At 65.3% G+C, this 23,345-nt stretch carries 17 protein-coding genes; 2 read left to right on the forward strand and 15 right to left on the reverse strand.

Annotation, left to right across the window (positions count from 1 at the left end):
* Nucleotides 1-10 precede the first annotated feature (10 nt).
* From NKG59_RS01585 to NKG59_RS01605, 5 genes are all read right to left on the reverse strand, one after another.
* Nucleotides 11-1,054, reverse strand: a complete 1,044-nt coding sequence (locus NKG59_RS01585) for a bactofilin family protein (RefSeq protein WP_253534641.1) — start codon at nucleotides 1,052-1,054, stop codon at nucleotides 11-13.
* The gene (locus NKG59_RS01590; protein ID WP_045201582.1) at nucleotides 1,051-2,376 is read right to left on the reverse strand and encodes a glycosyltransferase family 2 protein; all 1,326 of its coding nucleotides are present in this window, start codon (nucleotides 2,374-2,376) and stop codon (nucleotides 1,051-1,053) included. Before NKG59_RS01590 ends, NKG59_RS01585 begins: the two co-directional genes overlap by 4 nt.
* Nucleotides 2,377-2,403: 27 nt before the next feature.
* Nucleotides 2,404-3,561, reverse strand: a complete 1,158-nt coding sequence (wecB, locus tag NKG59_RS01595) for a non-hydrolyzing UDP-N-acetylglucosamine 2-epimerase (protein ID WP_253534644.1) — start codon at nucleotides 3,559-3,561, stop codon at nucleotides 2,404-2,406.
* 558 nt (nucleotides 3,562-4,119) lie between these two features.
* Nucleotides 4,120-5,421, reverse strand: a complete 1,302-nt coding sequence (locus NKG59_RS01600; protein WP_045201584.1) for an MFS transporter — start codon at nucleotides 5,419-5,421, stop codon at nucleotides 4,120-4,122.
* 138 nt (nucleotides 5,422-5,559) lie between these two features.
* The gene (locus tag NKG59_RS01605; protein WP_045202182.1) at nucleotides 5,560-6,366 is read right to left on the reverse strand and encodes a putative hydro-lyase; all 807 of its coding nucleotides are present in this window, start codon (nucleotides 6,364-6,366) and stop codon (nucleotides 5,560-5,562) included.
* A gap of 224 nt (nucleotides 6,367-6,590) precedes the next feature.
* On the opposite strand from NKG59_RS01605, the gene NKG59_RS01610 reads away from it, so the two are divergent.
* The gene (locus NKG59_RS01610) at nucleotides 6,591-7,505 is read left to right on the forward strand and encodes a glutaminase (RefSeq protein ID WP_045201587.1); all 915 of its coding nucleotides are present in this window, start codon (nucleotides 6,591-6,593) and stop codon (nucleotides 7,503-7,505) included.
* Nucleotides 7,506-7,533: 28 nt separating this feature from the next.
* Here the strand turns inward: NKG59_RS01610 and NKG59_RS01615 are convergent, their stop codons facing one another.
* Nucleotides 7,534-8,478, reverse strand: a complete 945-nt coding sequence (locus NKG59_RS01615; RefSeq protein ID WP_045201589.1) for a LysR family transcriptional regulator — start codon at nucleotides 8,476-8,478, stop codon at nucleotides 7,534-7,536.
* Nucleotides 8,479-8,790: 312 nt separating this feature from the next.
* Between NKG59_RS01615 and NKG59_RS01620 the strand changes: the two genes are divergently transcribed.
* Nucleotides 8,791-16,527 carry a glutamate cyclase domain-containing protein gene (locus NKG59_RS01620; RefSeq protein ID WP_253534646.1) on the forward strand — a complete coding sequence of 2,579 codons (7,737 nt, stop codon included), beginning with the start codon at nucleotides 8,791-8,793 and terminating at the stop codon, nucleotides 16,525-16,527.
* Between the two features lie 75 nt (nucleotides 16,528-16,602).
* Here the strand turns inward: NKG59_RS01620 and NKG59_RS01625 are convergent, their stop codons facing one another.
* The 9 genes from NKG59_RS01625 to NKG59_RS01665 all read right to left on the reverse strand — a co-directional run bounded on the left by NKG59_RS01625 (nucleotide 16,603) and on the right by NKG59_RS01665 (nucleotide 23,183).
* Complete coding sequence (locus NKG59_RS01625; protein ID WP_253534648.1) at nucleotides 16,603-17,670, reverse strand: EscU/YscU/HrcU family type III secretion system export apparatus switch protein; 1,068 nt, start codon at nucleotides 17,668-17,670, stop codon at nucleotides 16,603-16,605.
* Entirely contained in the window at nucleotides 17,667-18,443 is a 777-nt protein-coding gene (gene sctT, locus NKG59_RS01630) for a type III secretion system export apparatus subunit SctT (protein ID WP_253534651.1), read from the reverse strand. The genes NKG59_RS01625 and sctT overlap by 4 nt, the downstream gene beginning before the upstream one ends.
* Nucleotides 18,444-18,471: 28 nt before the next feature.
* Entirely contained in the window at nucleotides 18,472-18,966 is a 495-nt protein-coding gene (locus tag NKG59_RS01635) for a hypothetical protein (protein ID WP_253534653.1), read from the reverse strand.
* Entirely contained in the window at nucleotides 18,963-20,321 is a 1,359-nt protein-coding gene (locus tag NKG59_RS01640) for a FliI/YscN family ATPase (protein ID WP_253534655.1), read from the reverse strand. Before NKG59_RS01640 ends, NKG59_RS01635 begins: the two co-directional genes overlap by 4 nt.
* Nucleotides 20,318-20,923: a type III secretion system stator protein SctL gene (sctL, locus tag NKG59_RS01645; RefSeq protein ID WP_253534657.1), complete on the reverse strand. Its 606-nt coding sequence runs from the start codon at nucleotides 20,921-20,923 to the stop codon at nucleotides 20,318-20,320. Before sctL ends, NKG59_RS01640 begins: the two co-directional genes overlap by 4 nt.
* The gene (locus tag NKG59_RS01650) at nucleotides 20,905-21,567 is read right to left on the reverse strand and encodes a SctK family type III secretion system sorting platform protein (protein ID WP_052672742.1); all 663 of its coding nucleotides are present in this window, start codon (nucleotides 21,565-21,567) and stop codon (nucleotides 20,905-20,907) included. The genes sctL and NKG59_RS01650 overlap by 19 nt, the downstream gene beginning before the upstream one ends.
* Nucleotides 21,564-22,331, reverse strand: coding sequence for a type III secretion system inner membrane ring lipoprotein SctJ (gene sctJ / locus NKG59_RS01655; protein ID WP_052672743.1), 768 nt, complete (start codon nucleotides 22,329-22,331; stop codon nucleotides 21,564-21,566). The genes NKG59_RS01650 and sctJ overlap by 4 nt, the downstream gene beginning before the upstream one ends.
* Nucleotide 22,332: 1 nt before the next feature.
* The gene (locus NKG59_RS01660) at nucleotides 22,333-22,914 is read right to left on the reverse strand and encodes a hypothetical protein (protein ID WP_052672744.1); all 582 of its coding nucleotides are present in this window, start codon (nucleotides 22,912-22,914) and stop codon (nucleotides 22,333-22,335) included.
* Nucleotides 22,915-22,976: 62 nt separating this feature from the next.
* The gene (locus NKG59_RS01665) at nucleotides 22,977-23,183 is read right to left on the reverse strand and encodes a hypothetical protein (protein WP_024978640.1); all 207 of its coding nucleotides are present in this window, start codon (nucleotides 23,181-23,183) and stop codon (nucleotides 22,977-22,979) included.
* Nucleotides 23,184-23,345 lie beyond the last annotated feature (162 nt).

The following is a 23,345-nucleotide window of genomic DNA, read 5'->3' on the forward strand; positions in this document are numbered from 1 at the left end:
GCAAGCCTCCTTACCCTTCCACACGCGCGAACTCGTGCGCGGTAATCACGCCATGCACGACGCAGCCCGCCGAAACGAACAGGCGGTTGCAGACCAGCGTGGTCGGCGCATCAGGGCGGCCGATACGGCAGTTGGGTCCGAGGACGATGTCCTCAAAACCGATCAGCGGGCCCAGTACCGCACTGCCCGCGCCGATCTCAAGATTCTTGCGCGCAGACAGCGTCCCGGCGATGCGTACGCCGTCGCCCGTACGGAGGTGCCCGTGCGTCTTGATACTGCCTTCGAGCGCAATGCCGCCCGCGACACGGCAGTCGCCGCGCACCACGTAGTCGCAATCGGTTACCTCGCCGGCCGACAGCGTGGCATCGCCATCGAGCACGCGGCGCTCGGTTGCGGGTTTCGGCATGCCCGCCGGCTGCGCAGCGTTGCGCACGTCGCCAAACATCACCTCAGTGGCGCCCGCACGTTCGAAGCGCGCCGGTGCAGCCATCACGATGCGGTCCTCCGCCGTGACACGGCCTTCGACACGCACGTTAGGCCGCAACCGCACATTGCGGCCATGCACCCAGCGCTGCACCACCACGTTTTCGCCCAGTTCGATATCGCCTTCAGCCAGGCAGGCACGCAGGCGGGTGTCGTGCTCCACCTCGACATCCTGCTCGACGTACAAGTCGGCACGCACGCGGCTGCGTGGGCCCAACCACGCGTTGCCCCGGAACACGACGATGTGGTTGACCTTGTCCAGCATGCGCACCAGCCCGGATTGCTCGGCAGACGGCCGGCCGCGCGGGTCGCGCCCCACGCTCAGTTCCGCGCTCACGGGCACCTGGTAGGCGGCACCCGCAGCACGCATGGCTTCAACATCCACGCCGTACTGCTCTTGCAGCCGGCGGCGGAAGCTGTTGGCAAAGAAGGTGAGATTGTTCGGCTGGTCACGCCGCATCGGCAGCGGCGCGGAGTCGGTGGGGCGCAGCCATTCCGACAACGCCGGCAGGAACGGCAGCACGAGCAGGCCCGCAACCGCGCCGCTCAGCAGCAGCACGCTTCCGATCATGTGCCCTCCGGGCCGGTGCGCACGGGCACCTCGCCAGCCATGAGGTTGACCACACCCGCGGCTTCGGTGCGGAAGCGCTCGGTCTTGTCCCACACCAGTTCGCGCTTTTTCACGGCATCGATCACCTGCGTCACACCCGCGCGCGCGATCGTCATCATGCTGACCAGGAAGCCGAGCAGGTTCAGCGGCAGCAAGCGGATGCGGTTGCGATGCCCATCGAGGTAGGTGGCCGCCGCAATCTCAAAGAAGGCCGCGTTGGTACCCAGCCCGCCGTAGCACAGCAGCGCCGCCAGAAGAATCCAGCCCGAGACGATGGACTGCGCCGCCGCATAGAACAGGATGACGGCCACCACCCAGCCGGCCAGCTGCACCATCGGCATGACGAAAATCAGCAGCAGCAATGCGCCATCCAGCCGTTCCAGCCGGCTGATGCGGTCATTGGCGAGCAGCTTGCGGATGTTCTGCACCATCACCTGGTTGTGCCCGCGCGACCACCGGCTGATTTGCTTGAGCCGCACGGGCCAGACTTCGGGCACCTCTTCGTAGCATTCGGAGCGGTTCTGGTAGACCGTTTTCCAGCCGTGCTGCAGCAGGCGGAACGTCACATCGGTGTCTTCGGCCAGCGTGTCGATGTTCCAGCCGCCGATATCGTCCAGCGCGCGACGGCGGATGCCGCCCACGGTGCCGCCGTACTGCGGTACCAGGCCCAGGTTCATGCGGGCGGTCTGGTCGACCTGGTAGCCGCCGGAGCGCTCCAAATCGAGCAGGCGCGTGAGCAGGTTCGCACCGGCATTCACCGGCACCACGCGGCCCATGATGGCGCCCACTTCCGGATCAAAGAACGGCGCCACGAGCTGTTTGATGAGGCCGCGCGCCGGCAGGTAGTCGGCATCGAACACGATCATGATCTCGGCGTCGATCAACTGCGTGGCGTCGCGCAACGCCGCCGCCTTGCCGGGCCGGCCCTCCGTGCGGTGAAAGCGCTGGAAGCGGCCTGGGTTGCGCGCTGCAATCTCGTCGATGATCTCGCGCGTGCGGTCCTTCGAGCGGTCATTGACCGGCATGATGGTCAGCTTGTCCTGCGGGTAATCCACCAGCAGCAGCGCGTTGAGGCAATCGGCAATCACGCGCTCTTCGTTGTGCGCCGCCACGCAGACCACCACGCTGGGCCACACACCCTGTTCAATGTCGAGGTACGGCTGACGCTGACGGCCGAACAGCCGGTTCAGCGTGAACAGGTAGTGACGCGCGGTGTACACCACCAGCAGCGTGATGATGCAGAACGCAAGCACCAGCAGAATATCGATTGCGAGCGTGGACATGATCGTGATTGCCTTTTCGGTTTCCGCTCACGCGGCTTCGCGTGCGTCCGCGTCGCCCAGGAATTCATGGACGAAGCCGCCGCCCAGGGCGGACACGATGCGCTGCGAAGCCAGCCCATCGCCATAGGGGTTGAGGTGCTGCGAGAACGCGCGCCATGCGTCGTCGTTGTCGTACAGGTGGCTGACGGCTCCCACGATGCTGTCCACCTCAGTGCCGACCAGGCGTACGGTGCCGGCCTGCACGGCCTCCGGGCGCTCCGTCACGTTGCGCATGACGAGCACCGGCTTGCCCAGCGACGGCGCCTCTTCCTGCACGCCGCCCGAGTCGGTCAGGATCACGTGGGCACGCTGCATCAGGCGCACGAAGCGGGCGTAGTCCAGCGGCTCGATCAGGTGCACATTCGGCAGGCCTGCCAGCGCGGTCTGCACGGGCCCGCGCACGTTGGGGTTCAGGTGGATCGGATAGACGATCTGGATATCGTCGCGGCGCGCCAGTTTGGCCAGCGCCTCGCAAATGTTGGCGAATCCCGAACCGAAGTTTTCACGCCGGTGTCCCGTCACCAGGAGCACCTTGCGGTCGTCCTTCAGGAAGGGGAAATGCGCATCCAGCTCGTTGCGGAAGGCATCGTCCTTCACGATGCGCTGCGTGGTCTGCAGCAGCGCGTCGATCACGGTATTGCCCGTCACCAGAATGCGCCCGCCCAGGTTCTCTGCCTGCAGGTTGCGGCGCGACGAATCGGTCGGGGCAAACAGCAGATCGGCGCACACGTCGATGGTGCGGCGGTTCATCTCTTCCGGCCACGGTTGGTACAGGTCGCCCGTGCGCAGGCCGGCTTCAACGTGGCCGATGGGAATGCGACGGTGGAACGCCGCCATGGCCGACATCATCGCGGTGGTCGTGTCGCCGTGCACCAGGATGCGGTCGGGGCGCACTGTCTCCAGCACGTCGTCAAACGCTGTGAGCAGGCGCGCGCTCAGTCCGTTCAACGTCTGGTTCTGCGTCATCAGCTCCAGGTCGTATTGCGGCGTGATGTCGAACAGGTCCAGCACCTGCTGCAGCATCTGCTTGTGCTGCCCCGTCACGCATACGACGGATTCCATGGCCGACTGCTCGGCCAGTGCCTTGACGAGCGGCGCCATCTTGATCGCTTCGGGCCGTGTGCCGAAGACGGAGAGAATTTTCATAGCCGGATAGAAGACGCACGGCATGCGCATCGCAGACGCGCATACAGCACACAGGACTGACGAAGGGAAACGGGTGACGCCTCCTCCGTGCCTCCTTCTTGTTCTTGTGCGACCGTGGGGGCGGGGAAACCGGGCGTCGTGCAGGCCGCAATTTTCTCAATGAACACGCCATTGCCGCCACCCCTCGTTTTTTTAAACAGAAAGGCTGACTAGGATTACCCCTTCTTTAGGGGGTGCCGGACATAACCAGCGCTAACGGAGAAAATTGGATGCGGGATCGCGTGCGTTGCTGAAACTGTCCGCAGGACGCGGAGCCGCACTGGCACTTGCGTTGCAGCCGGTTGATTGCCTGATCTTGAATAATCAGCTGATAAATCGGCGTCTCATGCCCGGCTTGTCTTGAAACCGAAACATACGCAATTGCAACGTGCAACGAAAACACAAAAAGGCCAAATCATTCCCACCCATTAGTGGGGTGTTTGGATTATCGGCTGACAAAAAAAAGCGCGGCGTCTTCCAAACGCCGCGCGCTGTGCACTTTTGGGGGAAGCACAGGAGTTAAATCGATTCGAGTTCTCGGCCGCGCGTTTCCGGCAACGTGAGAGCCGCCACGATGAGCAGCCCATAGGCGCCCGCCGCGAAGATGCCAATGGCATGCCCGAGCGACGAATGCGCACTCACCTGCCCGATCAGGAACGGAAAGCATGCGCCCACCGCCCGGCCCACGTTGTAGCAAAAGCCCTGACCCGAGCCGCGCACCGCCGTTGGAAACAATTCGGTCAGGAACGCGCCCATGCCGGCAAAGATGCCCGAGGCAAAGAAGCCCAGCGGCAGGCCGAGCAGCAGCATTGTGCTGTCGGTCACCTCCAGCTGCGTGTAGGCCAGCGCCACCACCATCGAGCCCACAGCAAACAGGATGAAATTGCGCTTGCGGCCCAGGCGGTCAGTCAGCACCGCGCTGATCAGGTAGCCGATGTACGAACCGATGATCACCACGGCCAGATAGCCGCCGGTGCCCAGCACGGTCAAATGGCGCTCGGTTTTCAGGAACGTCGGCAGCCACGTGGTGATGGCGTAGTAGCCGCCTTGCGCGCCGGTGGTCAGCACAGCGGCACGCAGCGTGGTGCTCAACAGCCGCGGAGAGAAAATCTCGAAGAAGCTCGTGCGCTCGGCGGCTTGTGACTTCGCTTCCTGAAACACCTCTGGCTCTTTCACCAGCCGGCGCAGGAAGAACACGAACACGGCAGGCACGATCCCCACGAGGAACAACGCGCGCCATGCGGTCTCAGGGGGCATCACGCTGAAGAACCACGCGTACAGCAATGCCGATGCGCCCCACCCCAGCGCCCACCCTGCTTGCACCATGCCAACGGCCTTGCCCCGATCCCGCGAGCGAATGGCTTCACCGATCAGCACCGCGCCGGCCGTCCACTCGCCGCCAAAGCCGAAGCCCATGAGCGTGCGTGCAATCAGCAGTTGTTCGTAGTTCTGCGCGAGGCCGCACAGGAAAGTGAACACCGCAAACCAGAGGATGGTGATCTGCAACGCGCGCACCCGCCCGATTCGATCCGACAGGATGCCAGCCACCCAGCCGCCCGCCGCCGATGCCAGCAACGTGCACGTGCCGATCAACCCCGCATCGGCCTTGGAAAGCCCCCACACGCCGATCAACGTGGGGATGACGAAGCTCAGGATCTGCGTGTCCATCGCGTCGAGCGCGTAGCCCACCTTGCAGCTCCAGAACGTGCGGCGCTCCTGCGTGGAGATCTCTCGGTACCAGCGGAACAAACCGCCGGAATTGGTTGCGGCTGTGGCGTCCGTCCCGGCGGGCGCTCGCGCAACCGTGGCTTCGGTTGTCATGGTGTTTCCTCCTTGTTACTGATGCTGTCTCGATGCGTCTATCGCTTATTGCTTGCTATAGGCCAGCGCCTCTGCGTGCGCCGGCTGGAACCCCGGTACCCGTCCGTCTTTCGCTCTTTCGGTCTTGCGACTGCGCGCTCAGGTCAGCGCTGCGGTGCGCAAGTCTGTAATCAGCATGTGCCCCGGCGCATGCGTAATGCACAGCTCAGGCCGCGCTTGTTGCACCACCGCCTGGGGTGTCACGCCACAGGCCCAGAACACCGGAACTTCACCCGGCTGCACGGGCACCGCATCCCCCCAGTCGGGCTGCGCCAGATCAGCAATGCCGATGGCCGCCGGGTCACCAAAGTGCACCGGCGCGCCGTGCGCACGCGGCATGCGGGAGGTGATCTCGATCGCGCGGATGGCATCTGGCACCGACATCGGCCGCATCGACACCACCAGCTTGCCGGCCAGGCGGGACGTACCGATCGTATCGACCGACGTGCGATACATCGCCACGTTGCGCGACATGGCGATATGACGCAGCGGCACACCCGCCTCCATCAACGCATGCTCGAACGAGAACGAGCAGCCAATGGCAAACGCAACCATGTCGTCGGTCCACAGCGCTTCAACGTCGGCCGGTTCGCCGGCCAGTTCGCCGTTGCGGTAGACGCGGTAACGCGGCACGTCGCGGCGCACGTCAACGTCCTGGCCGAGATGGCGGAACACGGGCACGCCGGGCTCGGTCACGTCCAGCAGCGGGCACGGCTTCGGGTTGAGCTGGCAGAAGCGCAGGAACTCGTTGGCCCACGTATCGCGCAGCATCACAATGTTGGCCTGCACATAGCCATCGCACAGGCCGCTGGTATGGCCACGCAGCACGCCCGAGCGTGCTGCCAGTCGGGCGGAATACGGATTTGCGTAGGCCACGCTGGCGCCCGTGCGGGCGGGTACGGGCATCGGTGCCGGTTGTTCCGGCATTCTTTTTGCCTGGGCTGTCTCCACTGCCGTAGTCATGCAAGCTCTTCCACAAGGTTGTTCGTGCGGCTGATTGTGAAAGCGTGATGAAACGCGGTCCAACGAAAGTTTCGGATTGCAGGCGATAGGAAAAGGTGATTGCCGAGGCCGGTGCAGCACCCGCGCGTGTAAAATCGCCGCCCCACCGTTTGCCCTCCTGGCCTGACATGGACTACCAAGCGATCCTGGACACCATCCACCGCGACATCCAGCCGTACCTCGGCCAGGGGCGGGTTGCCGATTACATCCCCGAGCTGGCCGGCACCAATGCGGCGGATTTCGGCATGGCAATCGTCACCCTGGGCGGCGATGTCTACACGGTGGGCAAGGCGGATGTGCCGTTCTCGATCCAGAGCATCTCCAAGCTGTTTGCCTGCACGCTGGCCTTTCAGCTTGAGGGCGAAACGCTCTGGCAACGTGTCGGCCGCGAACCCTCCGGCAATGCTTTCAACTCGCTGGTGCAACTCGAATACGAGAACGGCATCCCGCGCAACCCGTTCATCAATGCCGGTGCGCTGGTCGTGACCGACGTGCTGTGCCGCCGCTTCGTGCAGGCTGAAACCGCACTGGTGCAATTCATGCGGCGGCTGGTCGACAACCCACGCATCGACTACGTGCGGCGCGTGGCCGAATCCGAACTGGCCCATGCCGACCGAAATCGCGCGATGGCCCACTTCATGAAGAGCTTCGGCAACCTGCACATGCCGGTGGAAACTGTCATCGATGCGTACTGCCGCCAATGCGCCATCGAGATGGATTGCACCGACCTCGCCCGCGCCGTGCTGTTTCTCGCCAACGGCGGCGTCGTGCCGTGGAGCGGTGAGCACATCGTCGGTACCAGCCCTGCCAAGCGCCTCTCTGCACTGATGCTGACCTGCGGTACCTACGACGCGGCTGGCGACTTCGTCTATCGCGTGGGGCTGCCGGCCAAGAGCGGCGTGGGCGGCGGCATCGTCGCCGTGCTGCCGGGCGAATTTGGCGTGTGCGTATGGTCTCCGGGGCTGGACGTCAGCGGCAATTCGCTGGCCGGCCTGCAGGCGCTGGAATGGCTCACGACGCTGACCGGCCGCTCGATCTTCTGACGCTGGCGCCACGGCACGCTGCGTTAGCCTAGGCCGCTTCCGTATTGCGCTCGACTTCTTCGGCAATGGCGTAGCGCGGCCCGACCGAGAGGCAGAATTCGCGCGCCATCGTGCGCGCCAGGCCGACGATGGCTTCGTGCACCTCCAGCCCCGCCCCCGCGCGCCACGACGCGATGATCGGCAGGGCGGGCAACGCCGGCTCCACTTCCAGCACCGTCAACGCGCCGCTCTCAATGCGGTCGCGCACCAGCACGGTGGGCAACGCGCCCACGCCAAAGCCATCGCCCACCAGGCGCGTCATGGCGGCCACCGAATTGACGCAGTTCACGCGCGGTGATTCCACCCCGCTCAGGTGCAGCAGGTTCAGCATGTCCTGATGCGGCCGGGAGTTGCGCACGAAGGTGATGAGCCGTTCGCGCGCAAGTTCGCCCAGGCTGCCGTATGGATGCGCCAACCGCGAGTTGGTGGCCACCACCCAATGGATCGGGTACTGCGCGAGCTGCACGTTGCGCACGCTTTCGGCACGCAGCAGATCGGTCTGGAACGCAATGTCGAGCGCGCCCTTCTGCAACTGCTCGACGAGGTGCATCGCGCTGTCGGCCACGAGTTCGATTTCCAGGGCGGGAAACATCTCCGCCGTGCGCGCAATGAGCGGCGAGAGCCACGTATGGATGACGCTGTCCATCGCCCCGACCCGCACGCGCCCCTCAAAGCCCGGGCGTTGTGCCACGGCCGCCTGCAACTGGTGCAGCGTGCTCACCATGCGGTCTGCATATTCCAGCACCTTGTGGCCATCGGGCGTGAGTTGCACGCCGCGTGTGTCGCGGTCAAACAGGCGTACGCCAAGCTCTTCTTCCAGCGCGGCAATGCGTGCAGAAATGGACGCCTGCGTAGTGAACAGCTTGTCTGCGGTGAGCCGAAAACTGCGCAGCCGCGCCACCCAGACAAAGGTTTCCAGAAAACGTAGGTTCATGCCCTGCCCCTCGTGTTGTTGTATGCGGCTCGCTTGCGGCGCACTCGCTGCGCCATCGGCCCATGCAGCGCGCTCAGGTTACGGATTTTCGCGCTGCGGCGCACGCTCATGCACGCGTGCTGGGCGGTTTTTACCAATGCCCGGCCAAAACTGCCACGGAACCTCGTAGTTTCTACAACGCGGGCGCCCCCATCCCGCGCCGCACTACGTAATTCGCCAATAGCTGCGCTGACAACCGGCGTCCAGAATGCCCCTATCACCCGATTGCTTTCAATCAGGCCCACCCCGTATGGGGCGCCGCTGGAGAACACCATGCCCGCCATCGACGAGATCAACGGCCGCATCGTCTACTACCGTCCGCCGCCCCCGCCGCCGCCTCCACCCACCCCTGAGCAGAAACAAGCAGCCGCCGACGCCAAAACCAAGACCGACGCGGCCATCCAGACGGCCAACACGGCGGTCAACGACTACATCAACAACGGCGACGACTCCAAGGCCGCCCAGGCCAAGCTCGACAAGCCGCTTTCGGACGTCATCAACTCGGTGCAGAACGAGCTGCGCCGGCAGGCCGACGAAGCGCCCGCTGGCGGCGAGAAGAAAGCCATCGAAGACGCAGCGGACGCCATCAAGAAACGCGACCCCGATGCCAAATGGCTCGACAAGATCGTCGACGATGCAAAGGACGCGGTGGAGAAGCAAGACCCGAGCCAGCGCACCGCATCGGAAGCGCGCGACGGCGTGCTCGACGCGCAAGACAAGCTGCAGGATGCGCAGAACATCAAGGTCACCAACAGGACCATCGCTGAAGACAAGCAGGACTCGATCAACACGGCGCAGACCAACCTGGACAAGGCCATCCAGGACTTCAAGACCGCCATTGGCGGCGAGCTTTCAAGCTATGAGAACTTCGGCTCGGGCGATAACCTGAAGGCGGCCAACGACGCCGCCGATGCGCTGGCAAAGGCCCACCCCGATTGGGACGACGGCAGCCTCGCGTTTGCCAGGAACATCGCCACAGCCGATGCGATCCAGTACCAGATCAACCACATCAACCCGAACGACCCAACGCTGTCGGCGCAGGACAAGGCGCTCGCCACCAACGATCCGGTGCAGTTCGCGTGCGTGCAGCTTGCGCGGCCGCACGCCAATGACAAGAACGCCGAGCAGATCTACGAACAGATCGGCGCAGCCAGCTACGACGTGCGCGTGAACTACACCAAGGATCAGGTCGCGGCCAAGATGAAGGCGGGCGATGCGCAGGGCGCGCTGAAGATCCTGTCGACCAACATGAACGACGTGTCGGTCACCAGCGCCGACCCCGACGCGCGCGACCATCTGTACCAGGTGGCCGGCGCGCCGTTCTTCAACGCACACAGCGACTACTTCAACAAGCAGATCAGCGACCTCACCCAGGTCTACAAGTACAACCCCGACGACCCCGACGCCAGTCGCAAGATGGCCGATAGCACCGTCAAATACGACGCCGTCGGCAAATGGATGAAGGACCTGGCCAAGGTGGCCCCACCCGAGGTGGCAAACAACCTGCTGACCACCGTAGAAGATCGCTTCAACGACAACGGCAACTGGTTCCAGAGCAACGCCGGCGCCGACACGTCGGGACTCGTGCCCCACGGCTCGGACTTTTACGGCGGCTTGAGCCTGACGGCTGCCGTGGCCGATTCGCCGCGCTTTGCCAGTGACCAGTCGAGCACCGACCACGCCCAGCAGGTTGCCAACTGGCTGACCACCAACTCGAATGCCAAATCGTTCCTCTACAGCATGCAGACCTCCGGCTCGGGGGGGAGCATGCCGTCGTGGGTGCCGGTGCAGAACGCCGTGGGCGACGGCAACGGCGCCACGGTCACCAACGCGCTGATCCAGCAGCACGGCAAGGACTTGCCCAACGCCGACATGCTGCAACGCGCATTCGATCGCGGCAACGAGAAGGTCCAGCAAAAGCAGGCGGAAGCCGACTACAAGACGTTCCAGTCCGACCAGAATGCGGGGTTGAAGAACATCTTCGGGCAGATGTCCAAGGCCACCTTTGGCAAGGACACGCCGCTCTACAACGACAAGGCGCAGTCTTTCACCGGCCCTGATGCCGACACGCAGCTCAAAAACTACATCGGCGGCGCGCTGATGATCCAGGCTGACAACGCCGGCGCGCAGAGCAGTGGCACCACCGGCACAGCGTGGTTCACCAGCGGCAACAGCACCAAGATCATCGACGAGGTCAACAAGAAGATCCACGAGGTGGGTGGCAACAACCCAACCGTGAAAGCCATTCCGATTGCCTACGTGGACAAGAGCGCAGGCGTGATGCCGACGGCGTTGTTCGAAGTCACCGACAAGAATGGGGGCAAGCCGCACTACATCGACGATCGCGGCTGGGACTACGAGAACCTCGACGACTACCGCCATAACAACGCCCTATCTGACGGTGGCACGATCTACGTGCCGAAGAACCTTGCGGGCACTGTGGCGCTCGACAGCAAGGGCATCCCTGACGTCGATCACTTCAGCGCGCACATCACCACAACGGGGCAAAAGATCCGGCACGTTGTCGACATCGTGGCCGGCGTGGCCACGGCGGTGGGCGGGGTGATCCTGTCGGTCGGCACATTCGGCGGCGCATCGATTGTGGGCGGCGCCATGGTGGCGGTGGGCACAGGCTGGATCGTTGGCGAATCCGTCGACCACCTCAACACGCTGGCCGACCACGGCCGCTCGTGGTCGCCCACCAACCCCGAGGCCTTTAACGACTGGCTAGCCATCGTCACATCCGCAGCGGGCGAATACAGCCTGGCCGGCAAGGGGGTGTCCGCGTTGTCGGAAGCGGCGGCGGCCTCAAAGATGTTCACGCTCACGCGCTCGGCTTCGGATTTGGTGGCCGGTGGCGGCGGCATCGTCATGACGGGCGCGCAGGTCAAGGACCTGCTGATGTACGGCGACCGGATGTCGGGCGAACAGAAAGCCGAATCCATCATGTTCCTGGGTCTCGGCCTGGGCCAGGTGGGCGCAACGCGCATGCTCGAACGAGTTGGCCTGTCGCAAGGCACGGAGCGCGTCGGCCTGCTCAACGCCCTGAAGAACAACGCCGACCGCTACAAGCCCACCGAGGTGGTGCCCGAGCCCACCACGGTGGCTGCCAATGACCCAGCCAGCGCGGGCCGGCCCACAACCGACCCGACCACCGAGCCAGTGATCACGCAAGCCAGCGGCAAGACGACGGAGCCTGCCGGCACCACCGCTGGCAACGATGGGAAAGACGGCACGATGGGCAAGCCCGGAACCGACCCGATCGACCCGGCCACAGGCAAGCCCAAAACAGCAGGCGAGCTCCCCCCTGAACCCGGCAAAACGGGCACGCCGGGCGACGAAGGCAATCCAACCAACACGGGACCCGCCCGCCCTTCGCGGCCGCTGCCGGGCGCTTTGGATGACCTCGCCAACCCGGAAGTCACGCTCACCAACTTTACCGACACGCAAAAGGCACTCGACGCGGGCACGCAGAACGCGCTGTCGCAGCACGCCGACCTTTTGCTTGACGCAGAGAATTACCGTACCAGCGGGACCACCGCTGGCCGTCACCCGCGTGGCATTGGCGTGCGGCGCCTGGCCAGCGCGCTTTCGAAGATGAGCGATGAGCAGCGGCAACTCATCCTGAGCAAGGCCGAGTTCGCGCACGATACCGCCAACATCAAAGACCCGGTGCGCATGAGCTGGCGCCAGCGCATGCAGCTCTATCGCGGCAAGTCGTCGGTATTCGGGCGCACGGCCGATCGCATCATGTCGCCGGTGGACCGCATCCAGGCCATGTTCATCGACCGCGGCATCCGCAACTTCTTCGTCAAGGGCGGGACCGAAGATGCCGCCGCCGCGCTGATGGGCAAGCGCATCCTGATGGTGACCGGCTTTACAGTGGGGCGCGACCCCACCACAGGCCGCATGCTGCCGGAAACCGATGGCCCCGTCGGCACAGGCGAGAAAGCCGCCACGCTCGCACAGGCCGGCTACGACATCACCGTCGCCACCGACTCGGCCAACATGCCCGTGCTCCAGTCGGTGCTCGATACATATCCGGGCGGCCACCTCGTCAAGCTCGAGCTGTTCGATGCCAAGCGCGGCCAGCCCGCGCGCGATGCGGCCAACGAACTGCTCGACCGCGTGCAGCCCGAAGCCGTGGTGGCCATCGAGCTGCCGGCGCGCAATGCCGACGGCGATTACCTGAACATGCGCGGCATCTCGGTCGCCGACGTCAATGCGCCGAAAGACCAGATCGTTCTGGAGGCCAACAAGCGCAAGGGCATCGTCACGGTGGGCGTGGGTGACGGCGGCAACGAAGCCGGCATGGGCAGCCTGCGCAGCAAGATCCCGCCGGTCACGCTGGCCGACGGCAGCACGGTCGATTTCGCGTCGACGGTCCCGGTGGACTTTCCTGTCACGGCGTGGAACTCCAACTTTGGCGCGCAGGCCATCCTGGCCAACATGCTGCGCAACATGGGGCGGCTGGATCTCATGCCCAAGCCGGAGCAACTGCACGCGGCCATCAAGGCTTCGGTGGATGCCGGTGCGGTGGATGGCGTGAGCCGCAAGGGCGAAGCCAGCGTCGACGGTTTCGCCTCGCAGGTGCACCAGGGCATGCTCGTACTGCTGCGTAACGCCATGAACCACATGCCTGACGGCAAGACGTTTGACGAGGCCACGCCAAACGAACCCTTCACCGTTGCCGCTTTCGACTCCAGCAACGGCGGGCTGATCGCGGCCAAGAACATGCTGGCAATCATCAAGGCCGAAACGGGGGAAGACCTGCAGATGGTGCCGGTGGTGGACCATGCCAACGCGCCCTACGGCCCCAAGAGCCCCGATACGCTCATCCGGCTGGTGGGCAATGGCCTGCAGACCGCACAGCGCCTGAAGGCGGCCATGGTGGCCATGGCGTGCAACACCGCGTGTACGGCGTTCCCGAAAGCGCTGGACAACGTGGATGTGCCTGTCATCAACCTGATTGACGTGACCTCGCGCGCCATGGTCGAACACGGCGGTGACCGCCCTGCCGTCATCGCCACAGCAGGCACCGTCAAGAGCGGCGCATACCAGAACAAGGTCGCTGAGCTGACCAATGGCGACATCACACCGCAGGCTGTGGCAGCCCACAAATTTGCGGATTTCGTCAACGACCTCAAGCACAAGAGCGATGACCCGGCGGTGAAAGCGGAGCTGCAAGCCGCCTCGGACAAATACGTGGAGGAACTCGACCCGAATACCACGTCGTTGTGGCTGTGCTGCACGCACTACCCGGCCATGAAGGATTTTCTCGTGACCTCGCTGCAGAAGCGCGGCATGGATATTCCCGTGATCGATCCGATGGAGTACCAGGCCAAGGCCCTGCTCAACCAGATCGGGAAGGCCGAGTGGCACGTACCCAGCGCCGCCTATTCCACCGAGCCTTACGTCGTGACTTCCGGCAAGACCGGGCCCGTGAGCGAATCGGTGCAGAACCTGATGGAGCGCCTCAACGTGCCCGTGCAGCGCGTGCGCAGGTTCGGCCCCGGCAAGACGCTGGACGGCACCATCCCGCCGAACCCGCGCATGGAGCCCACGCCCATCAGCAACGCCGTGATGGCGCTGTTCAACCCCGACATGGCGCGCATTGAAAACCCGAAGGGGGTCGACAACGCCGCCGCCGCGCTACAGGACAGCAACCGCATCCTGGTGCTAGCCGGCGCCCGCAATGCGCATGGCGCTGTCGACACCGACGGCATTGCCGGCGCCGCCGTGTTTGGCCACGACATGCAGGCATCAGGCAAGCAGGTCGTCTATGTGGTCCCGCACCAAGCGGTGCCCGCGCTCGATGCCGCCCTTCAGGCACGCGGCGCGGCGGTCAACGACTACAGCATCGTCCCGTTCGATGCAGCCCCCGGCGAGCCGGCACGCACCACCGCGCAAGACCTCATCAACCAGGAGTCGCCCGACACGATCGTCTCGATCAACGTGCACGGTCGCAACGCCGATGGCCGGTATATCGACCAGAACGGTAACGACGTCACTGACCAGACCGTGCCGCTGGATGAAGTGGTCGCAGCCGGCTGGAAGACCGATGGCGTGACCACCATCGGCGTAGGCTCGCGCGGGCATGAAGCCGGCATGGGCAACACGCGCCGCACGGCCCCGCAAGTGACGCTGCCCGACGGCACCGTGGTCGACCCCCGCTCCGTTGTAGCGGCCGACCACTACGTGAGCGCATCGAACTCAAACTGGGGCGCGCACGGCCTTGCGGCATCTGCATTGAAGGCCGCTGGCCGCACGGATTTGCTCAGTACGCATCAGCAGCACATGGACGCGCTCCAGGCCAGTGCCAACGCCGGGGCGGTTGATGGCGTCACCGGCCGCACCGATCCGACCGTGGGCGGGCACGACAGCAACACTTACCAGACCGTTGTGCAGATGATCAATCTGGCCGCCGGCAAGAAGCCTGACGTGCCCCCACCAGCGGCAGCAAACGCGACGGGGCCGAAGGGTCCGGACAGCCCGTCGCCGGACACGCCCGCACCCGGCACGCAGGCCTCCAGCAGCAAGCCCACGGAGCCCAGCACCCCGCCAATCAAGACCGGCGAGGCCGGCGACGATAGCAACGGCAACCCGCCCACCGAGCCGAACAGCGCCGCCAGCGCCGGAGAACCCAAGCGCAAGCCGTGGATCCGGTGGATCTTCGCGGGCTCGCTGACGGGGGCGTTCTCCACGGCTGCGAGTTCCGCCACGCTCACCGGAAGCGCCGCCACGCATGCGGTATTCGACCCCTCCGTCACGAGTCCGCTTTCATTCATGTATCGCGGCAGCATCGCGGCGCTGCGCGCCAACAAGACACGCGCGATCAACGAGCAGCTTGGCAAGCTGGGGACGGAGGACTCCGCCTCGGCGCTGGCGTGGCTCAAAGCCAACGTGCGCGATCAGGCCGGCCGTTGGGGGCTGTCAAAGACAGACCGCGCGGCCATCGGTGAAGCGCTGGATCATTTCCAAGCCAACCCGGACGCCCTCGCCGATGCGCTAAGCAAGAAAAACAACCCCGACGCCCAGACTGAGCGCGACGTGCAGCGCCTGCAAGCGCTCACGAGCGCACCGGCGAAATTGCTTTCTCCAAAGAGCCCCATTGGCCGCGCCAACGACACGCTGCAACTGCTCACGCTGGCGCTCAACAACGGCAACACGGCTTACTGGTTTGCCACACATGGGGCACACCTGAACACGCCATCGTTCTGGAGCAATGCGCTGTTCCTGAGCGCCAACCTGGCGCTGTCCAGCCGGAACTTTGCCGGCCGCCTGGGCGCTACGTTCAACGACAAGCCGACCAACACGAGCCCGTGGCTCAACCGTGCCCAGGCGTTCACGATGTCGCTGTACACGGTCGGTTCGGTACCCCTGGCGATGAACGACGCGCTCATGCATACGAACAGCCCGGCCATGGGCGCCACCAAGGCGGCACTGGACCTGGCATTCGGTGCAGGCGCCCTGCGCATTGCCGGCGACCTGATGCCCAAGGTCGGCCAGCGCCTGCCAAGCAACGCCATGCTGCCTGGCGGTGTGATCCTGGGTGTAGCGGCAGTCACGCGCTTCGGCATCGAGCTGTTCGTGCCCAACCAGGCAGCCAAGCCGGCCGTCGCGCAAGTGCAGGCCAGCGGCAACGGTCAGGATCAAAACAACCAGCCCATTGCCGCGTTCCCGCTGCCCGACATGCAAGGCGTGAGCGGTGACGTGCTGCGCGCCAACGCTCCGCACGCGTTACCTTCGATCGGCACGGCCACCTCGCCGCAGTACGCGATCGTTGGCCCTGGCGACACGCTCTGGCAACTGAGCGCTGCCGATGCCGCCAAGCTGCTCGGCACCACGGGCCCGGCATCCGACCCGCGTACGCTTGCCGCATTCGACAAGCTGCCGCCGATGAACAGCCAGTTCGACTGGGCCGCGCTGGACGGCAATCCGTACACGCAGGGCGCAACGGGGCAGGACCCGGATCTTGTCGTCCCGGGGGACATCGTGCGGATCGGATAACGGGGAAGGTGAGCCATCAACGGCGGGCGCAGCAGTCAGGCGCCCGCTGTTTGCCCGCTGTTTTCTTGTGCGCGTTCAGGAGGTTGACGACACGTACGGGTTACCCACCGCATCCGCGCCTTCAGCCCAGCGCAGCAGCGCCGCCACATCGCGGAACAGCGTGCGGTCAATGGTGGTATCCATCGGCACGGTGTCGTGCAGGCGCTCCGCCAGGCCGGCGTTGGCTGCGGTCGGTACGAGGTGGTATTCGGCCATCTGCCGGATGCGCTGGACAGACTCGCCGCTGCCCTTGGCGATCACCATCGGCAACGTGCCATCGCCGGGGTAATACAGCGCCACCGCATGCCGCGCACTGAACACGATGGCGGTGGCAATGCGCATGCGATCTTCCAGCGCGCTGTATTGCACCTCCAATGCAAGCTGGCGGCGGCGTCCCACGATGTGCGGATCGCCCTGCAGCTCGCGGTGCTCACGGCGCAGTTCTTCGGTAGACATGCGGTTCTTCTTGAAGAATTCGAAACGCACGTGCCAGTAGTCGAGCGCAGCCATCAGCACGTAAACCACCGCCGCCCAGCCGAACAGCAGAAGAATCATGTGCGCGACCACGGCCAGGATGGCCGCCGGCCGCCCGTAGCCCGCCTGCAGCGGCAACGCCAACGACCCGCGAATCACCACGAACAGCGTCAGCGCCAGGCAAGCCACCTTGAACAGCATGATGGCCAGGCCGATCAGGTTGCGCACGGAGAACATGCGCTGAATGCCTTCGCCAGGATTGAGCCGTGACATTTGCGGCATCAGGCGCTTGGGCGCGAACATGCCGCCCACTTGGGCAAACGCACCGAGCACGGCCAGCACGGTCACCAGCACCAGGACGGCTGCGCTCAACAGGATCCACTCCGCCCCTGCCGATACCAATGCCTGCCGCACCGCTGCAGCCGGGTCGCGCGCCTGCGCCACGGCGCTCACGTTCTGTATCAGCAGGCCGCGCATGCGTTCGAGCAACCACGGCCCGCCTTGCCACAACAGCACGAGCATCCCCATAAAGACCAGCGCGCTCGTCACGTCCGTGCTGCGGACGACTTCGCCTTCGCGCCGCGCGTCCTCCAGCCGGCGCTGTGTGGGCTTGTGCTGTTTCTCGCTCATGAGCCGGGGTTGTGCAGCAGCGCGCGCAACAGCCAGACCATCTCGCCATTGCCGGCCAGGAAGGTGCGCATCGATTCAAAGACAAAGCCGAGGAACAGCACCATCATCAGCACGGCCAGCAGGCTTTTTACCGGCTGAGCAAACAGGAACACGTTCAACTGCGGCACCGAGCGGTTGATCAGCCCAATGCCCAGCTCCGCCACCACCAGCACGATGATCACGGGTGCGGCCAGCTTGAGCGTCCAGCCAAGCACGCTATCGGCCTCGTGCACCGCAAACTGCTCCAGCGCAACCGATGCGCTTGGCAACATGCGCTCAATCGGCCAAAGCTTGTACGACTCGAAGAACGCGCCAAGCATCACATGCAGGCCGCCGCCCGTGACAAACAACGTGACCGCCATGAAGCCGAGAAAACTGGCGGTCGGCCCGCTCTCATGCCCGGCCACCGGATCAAAGAACGATGCGTTTCCCGAGCCTGTCTGAAAGTCGATCAGGTGGCCGATGTTTTCGATAGCCCAAAGCAGCGCGCCAAACGCCATGCCGAGCAGCACGCCGATCAGCGCTTCCTTGAGCGCCAGCGCCATCCACAGGCCGCCGCCCTGCACGTTCATCGCCGCGCCCGCCATGGACGGCGCCACGAACACCGCCAGGATGGCGATAAACCCGCTGCGCACCATGCCCGTTACCACCCGCCCGCTGAACACGGGCACGATGAACATGATGGGCAGCAGGCGCGGCAGCACCAGCAACGCTTGCCGGAACAGGCCTTCCATGGAGTGTGGATCGAACCCTTGCATCGGCTCAGGCGGTGATCTTCTGGCTGACCAACTGGCGCGCGAGCTGGGCTTCAAGCGCGGCGTCTTCTTCCTGCCATTCCGCCGCGCGGCGCTGGGCGGCCACCACGCGCTGCTCGGCACGATCGACGGCTTCGCACTTGGCATTTGCGCGGGCCACATGCCGCTGTGCACGGGCCTGCGCCACCTCTTCGGCCGCCAGCGCAGTGCCGGTCTGCGTTGATTCGACATGCGCGTTGACGATGGCACGATCCAGCGCCAGCCGCGCGGCATTGGCGCCGCACAGCAGCGCGACGGCGCTACGGGCATCCTCACGCACGGCCTGTTCGACGGCGGCGTCGTGCGCAGACCGCGCCGATACCGTTTGCTGCAACCCTTGCTGCGCCGCCGCGTTCTGCGCGGCTGCCTGGGCCACCAGGGCAGCCTGCTTCTGCGCACGCGCCATGGCACCAAGCTTGCGCGCTTCGCGCACGCGCGCGAGCTGCCGCAGCACATCGCTCATAGCGCCCCCACCACGGCTTCGAGGTCGGCCACGGTGCGCTCCAGCTTCACACGCGCATCGGCGTCTTGCTCAAAGAAGCGACCGAGCGCGGCATGGGCGCGCAATGCGGTATCGCCCAGGGCATCGCTGCCTTCGCGGTATTCGCCAATCTGCACGAGCAATTCGATCTCCTGGTACTTGGCCAGCAGCTCGCGCACGCGTTGCGCGGCGGCGCGATGCGCGGGCGTGGTCACCTGCGGCATCACACGGCTGATGCTGGCCAGCAAATCGATGGCCGGATAGCGCCCCGCCAGCGCCTGCTTGCGCGAGAGCACGATGTGCCCGTCGACGATCGAGCGCACCTCTTCGGCGATCGGATCGCTCTCTTCATCGCCCTCCACCAGCACGGTGTAGAAGGCGGTGATGACACCATGCGCACCGGCGCCTGCCCGTTCCAGCAACTGCGGCAATACGGAAAACGTAGAGGGCGGAAAACTGCGTCGCGTGGGCGGCTCGCCGCTCGCCAAGCCCACCTCGCGCTGCGCCCGCGCAAACCGCGTGAGCGAATCGACCAGCAGCAGCACGTTCTTGCCGCGGTCGCGGAAATACTCGGCCACGGCGGTGGCCACCAGCGCGCACTTCACGCGCTCCATGGCCGGCCGGTCAGACGTAGATACCACCAGCACCGTCTTGCGCCGCGTCGCCTCCGGCAGGCACAGCTCCAGGAATTCACGCACTTCGCGCCCGCGCTCGCCAATCAGCGCGATGACGTTGACATCGCTCTGCGCACCGCGCGCGATCATGCCAAGCAGCGTGCTCTTGCCCACACCCGACGGCGCAAAGATGCCAAGCCGCTGGCCAATGCCCACCGTGAGCATGGCGTCAATGGCGCGCACGCCGGTTGAAAGCGGCGCGTCGATGCGGCGGCGAGACAGCGGGCTAGGTGGTTCTGCATGCGTTGAAACACGCTCGTTGATGAACAGCGGCCCGCCGTTATCCATGGGCGCGCCCAGCCCATCGAGCACGCGGCCAAGCAACGCGTCGCCCACGCCAAAGCGATGCGCGCTGCCGGATGGGATCACCTCCGTCGCCGCCGACAAGCCGTGCACACTGCCCAGCGGCGTCAACAAGGTCGACTGCCGCTCGAAGCCAACGACTTCCGCATAGATGCTACGTTCACCGGGCGTGCGCAATTCGCACACCTCGCCCAGCCGCGCCTGGATGCCCGATGCATTGAGCATGAGCCCCACCGCACGGTGAATGCGCCCGCGCATCTGGACGCCCGCAGCCACGCCGTCGGCGCGCTCCAGCACGTCGCGCAGGCTACGTTCCAGATCGCCCGCGTCGATGATGTGGCTGACGGCGGGTTCGGTCATGCTTCGTCCCCAACGAGTGCGGCGTGCAGCGCAGCCAGTTGCGTGTCGATGCCGGCTTCGACCACGCCGGATGCGGTCTCCACCACCAGCGCCTCTTCCGACAGGCTGGCATCGGGCACCACGCGCACGCGGCGGGTACCGTCGGTCATGGTTCCCAGCACGCGTTCCAGATCGGCCACCTGCTGCGGGGCGATGCGCACCGTCAGCACAGGCTCGTGTTCGACCAGTGTTTCAATGCGCGCGAACGCCTTGGCATAGATGGCCTCGCGCGGCAGATCGGCCACCAGCTCACGCACGGTGCGCGTGACGAGCTCGGCCATCAATTGCTTCATGGCCGCCAGGGCACGCGCGTTGGCAAGCGCATCGGCATACAGCCGCGTGGCGGCTTCGCGTTCGCCCTTTTCATAGCCCTCGTCGTAGCCTGCCTTGAGTTGTTGCTGGCGATGGGCTTCGGCATCTTCCAGCAGCCTCTCGCGCTCTTCCTGTGCGTTGCCGAGGATGCTCGTGGCGTCGAGCAGCGCTGCATACTCGTGCTGTTTGAGCACCTTGCGCTCGCTCAGGATCTGCAGCTTGTCAGTAGTAATCAGAAAAGCCAGTCCCATGCCGGCACCTGTTCAGGAATCAAGCTCAGCCGCAGCAGCTCGCCCAGTTCAGCGCGTTGCGTGCGACCCAGCAAATACGGCGGCCGATCGGCATCGACCGCATTGCGCGGAAACTTCAGCGCCAGCCGACGAATGACGGCCGGACCAAAGGGCACCAAAAAATCGGTCAGTATCCGGCGCCCACGGGCACGCAGCGTTTCCACCGCCAGGCGGGGGTGCTGACGCTGCACCTGCAGGGTTTCGGCAACGGCCTCGAAGGCCGGCATGCGCTCCAACGCAAATGCCACCAGCGGTGCGCCGAGCGCCAGATCGATGGCCTGCCGCGTCTTGCGCGGGACTTCGCCCTCGCGCAGCCACTGGCGATGCAGGCAAAGGCCGCAGCACACGGCCAGGCGCTCCAGCGCGTCGGCGGGCAACAGGGCGATGCGCTTTTCCACGGCAGCAAAGTCGTAGTCCCATTCATCCTGCAACTGATGGGCTTGCAGCAGCGCCCGCGCCAGCACGGCGCGCCCTGCCTCGCCGTAACGGGCGGGGTCGCGCAGCGCAAGCGGCCAGTCGGCCGGGAGCCACGACGCGTCGATATAGCGATCCGGCCGCAGGTTGAACGTGGCAACCAGCCCTGCCAGGCGCGCATCGGTGGTCATGACGCGCGCTCCGGCCTACGTCCGCTGAGGTTGTCGAACACGCCGCGCCGCCATGCCACAAGACCCGTCACAACAAGCGCCGCGACGATCAGCAAGCCAAGCAACCACACCAGGGGGTTGCGCGTGCTGAATGTGCCCAGCAACGCCGCGCCCTTTCGCGCGTCCACGGGCACCGGCTGTGCGCCCTGCAAGAACAGCGATACGTTGTCGTAGCTCAGCCCTTCAATGCTGTGCGCGACCAGGTCTTTCACCATCGGCGCCATGGCGGTGAGGTTCACACCGGGCCGGTAGCGGATGTACACAGCAGCGGAGGCTGGCTTGGCCTTGTCGGCCAGCGGATCATTCTCGGGAATGACGACGTGCACGTGCGCCAGCATCACGCCGTCCACATCCAGCAGCGTGCGCGACAGCTCCTGCGATACGCCGTAGATGTAGCGCACGCGCTCTTCAGCAGGCGTGGCCACCAGCCCCTGTTTCTGGAACACCTGGCCAAGCGATGCCAGGCGCGGGCGCGGCAGGCCCTGCGCACGCAGCACGGCCAGCGAAGGGCCCATGTCGGCCTGGTCGACGGTAAGCGTCCAGGTACGGCCCTCCTGGCCCTGCCCGTCCTGCACGAGCTTCTGCCCGCTGATGCCTGCCGCCGATAGCGCGGCCACCATCTCGTTGACCTCGACCTCCGACAGGCCGGTGTACAGCTCCTGCTCGCACCCGGCCAGGCCGAAGAGGCAGGCAAGCGCCATCAGCACACCCAGCAATCGGTTCATGTCAGCCTTCCTGGTTCTTCAGCAGCGAGTGGCTCACGCCGTTGGCGGCCTGCGCAAAGCTCATGTCCATCTGGTACTCGGCCAGCGTCATCGAGGCGAAGTAGCTGAAGTCAGCCAGCTTCACCATCGTCATGGTCACGTCCATGCTGTCGAGCGAGTCGAGCATCTCCTGCCGCTTGCTGTTGATGCTGGTGTAGCGCTCGTTGAGGTCATGGCCGTAGTCGCGCCACTGGCCCATCGCACCGTCGGCACCGGGCCCGCGCGTGAACGAGAACGACACATCCGGCACCGGCGATGGCGTTGCGTTGGAGGCCATCGGAATGGGCTGCGCCGGCAGCGTGGCCGGCTGCACCGTCGTGGTGGCAACCGGGCGCATCATGCCGCCAAACTGCTGGGCGTCGGTGGGCATGGCGGCCTGCGTAGCCGGAGTGCCGATGCCCTGCTCGACCTGCCCCGGGCCTTGGGCCGCATACGCCGCGGGGTTCACCTGCGCGGCCTGGCTGGCACCGGCAGCGCCGCCGGCTTGCGCCTGTGCGGCCTGAGTCGCGGCAACGGCCGCAATCGCATTCGCTTCGATCGACATCGTGCCCTCCTGAATTCGGTGAAGCGGCGGCAGGCCGCGCCCGCCGCCGCTGGGGTTGCGCGTCAGCTCGCGCGCGCGCCGTCGCGGACGGCACCGGCTGCCGAAGCCGCCGTATTGCTCAGCGATTGGGCCGCGCCGATGATGCCGCTGGCTGCGGCGCCCTTGGCTGCGGCTGCCTGCACTGCCGTGGCGATCTTCAGTTGGTCATCGCCGGACTGGTTGATGCTGCCGATGGCGCCGTCAACGCCGGTGGTGGGTGTACCTGCCATGGTGCTCTCCTGGATGTCAGTCAAAAGGGTCAAAAGGATCAAACGGAACTACCGGAACTACCGGAACTACCGGAACTACCAACTGCCTGGCGGGGGCTGCCGGCCTCGCATCTGCCGGCGACCTCCGTACGACACACCTCACGCGCGGGAAAGGGGGACCCG

It is taken from the genome of Ralstonia chuxiongensis, from assembly GCF_024158925.1.
Lineage (GTDB): Bacteria > Pseudomonadota > Gammaproteobacteria > Burkholderiales > Burkholderiaceae > Ralstonia > Ralstonia chuxiongensis.

Bases quoted from the DNA above. Each gene is read 5' to 3' on its own strand.
- NKG59_RS01620 (WP_253534646.1), top strand. From the start codon at position 8,791: ATGCCCGCCATCGACGAGATCAACGGCCGCATCGTCTACTACCGTCCG.
- wecB (WP_253534644.1), bottom strand. From the start codon at position 3,561: ATGAAAATTCTCTCCGTCTTCGGCACACGGCCCGAAGCGATCAAGATG.
- NKG59_RS01635 (WP_253534653.1), bottom strand. From the start codon at position 18,966: ATGAGCGATGTGCTGCGGCAGCTCGCGCGCGTGCGCGAAGCGCGCAAG.
- NKG59_RS01610 (WP_045201587.1), top strand. From the start codon at position 6,591: ATGGACTACCAAGCGATCCTGGACACCATCCACCGCGACATCCAGCCG.
- NKG59_RS01605 (WP_045202182.1), bottom strand. From the start codon at position 6,366: ATGCCCGTACCCGCCCGCACGGGCGCCAGCGTGGCCTACGCAAATCCG.
- NKG59_RS01600 (WP_045201584.1), bottom strand. From the start codon at position 5,421: ATGACAACCGAAGCCACGGTTGCGCGAGCGCCCGCCGGGACGGACGCC.
- sctJ (WP_052672743.1), bottom strand. From the start codon at position 22,331: ATGAACCGATTGCTGGGTGTGCTGATGGCGCTTGCCTGCCTCTTCGGC.
- NKG59_RS01625 (WP_253534648.1), bottom strand. From the start codon at position 17,670: ATGAGCGAGAAACAGCACAAGCCCACACAGCGCCGGCTGGAGGACGCG.
- NKG59_RS01650 (WP_052672742.1), bottom strand. From the start codon at position 21,567: ATGACCACCGATGCGCGCCTGGCAGGGCTGGTTGCCACGTTCAACCTG.
- NKG59_RS01585 (WP_253534641.1), bottom strand. From the start codon at position 1,054: ATGATCGGAAGCGTGCTGCTGCTGAGCGGCGCGGTTGCGGGCCTGCTC.
- NKG59_RS01640 (WP_253534655.1), bottom strand. From the start codon at position 20,321: ATGACCGAACCCGCCGTCAGCCACATCATCGACGCGGGCGATCTGGAA.
- NKG59_RS01590 (WP_045201582.1), bottom strand. From the start codon at position 2,376: ATGTCCACGCTCGCAATCGATATTCTGCTGGTGCTTGCGTTCTGCATC.
- sctL (WP_253534657.1), bottom strand. From the start codon at position 20,923: ATGGGACTGGCTTTTCTGATTACTACTGACAAGCTGCAGATCCTGAGC.
- NKG59_RS01665 (WP_024978640.1), bottom strand. From the start codon at position 23,183: ATGGCAGGTACACCCACCACCGGCGTTGACGGCGCCATCGGCAGCATC.
- NKG59_RS01615 (WP_045201589.1), bottom strand. From the start codon at position 8,478: ATGAACCTACGTTTTCTGGAAACCTTTGTCTGGGTGGCGCGGCTGCGC.
- sctT (WP_253534651.1), bottom strand. From the start codon at position 18,443: ATGGAAGGCCTGTTCCGGCAAGCGTTGCTGGTGCTGCCGCGCCTGCTG.
- NKG59_RS01660 (WP_052672744.1), bottom strand. From the start codon at position 22,914: ATGTCGATCGAAGCGAATGCGATTGCGGCCGTTGCCGCGACTCAGGCC.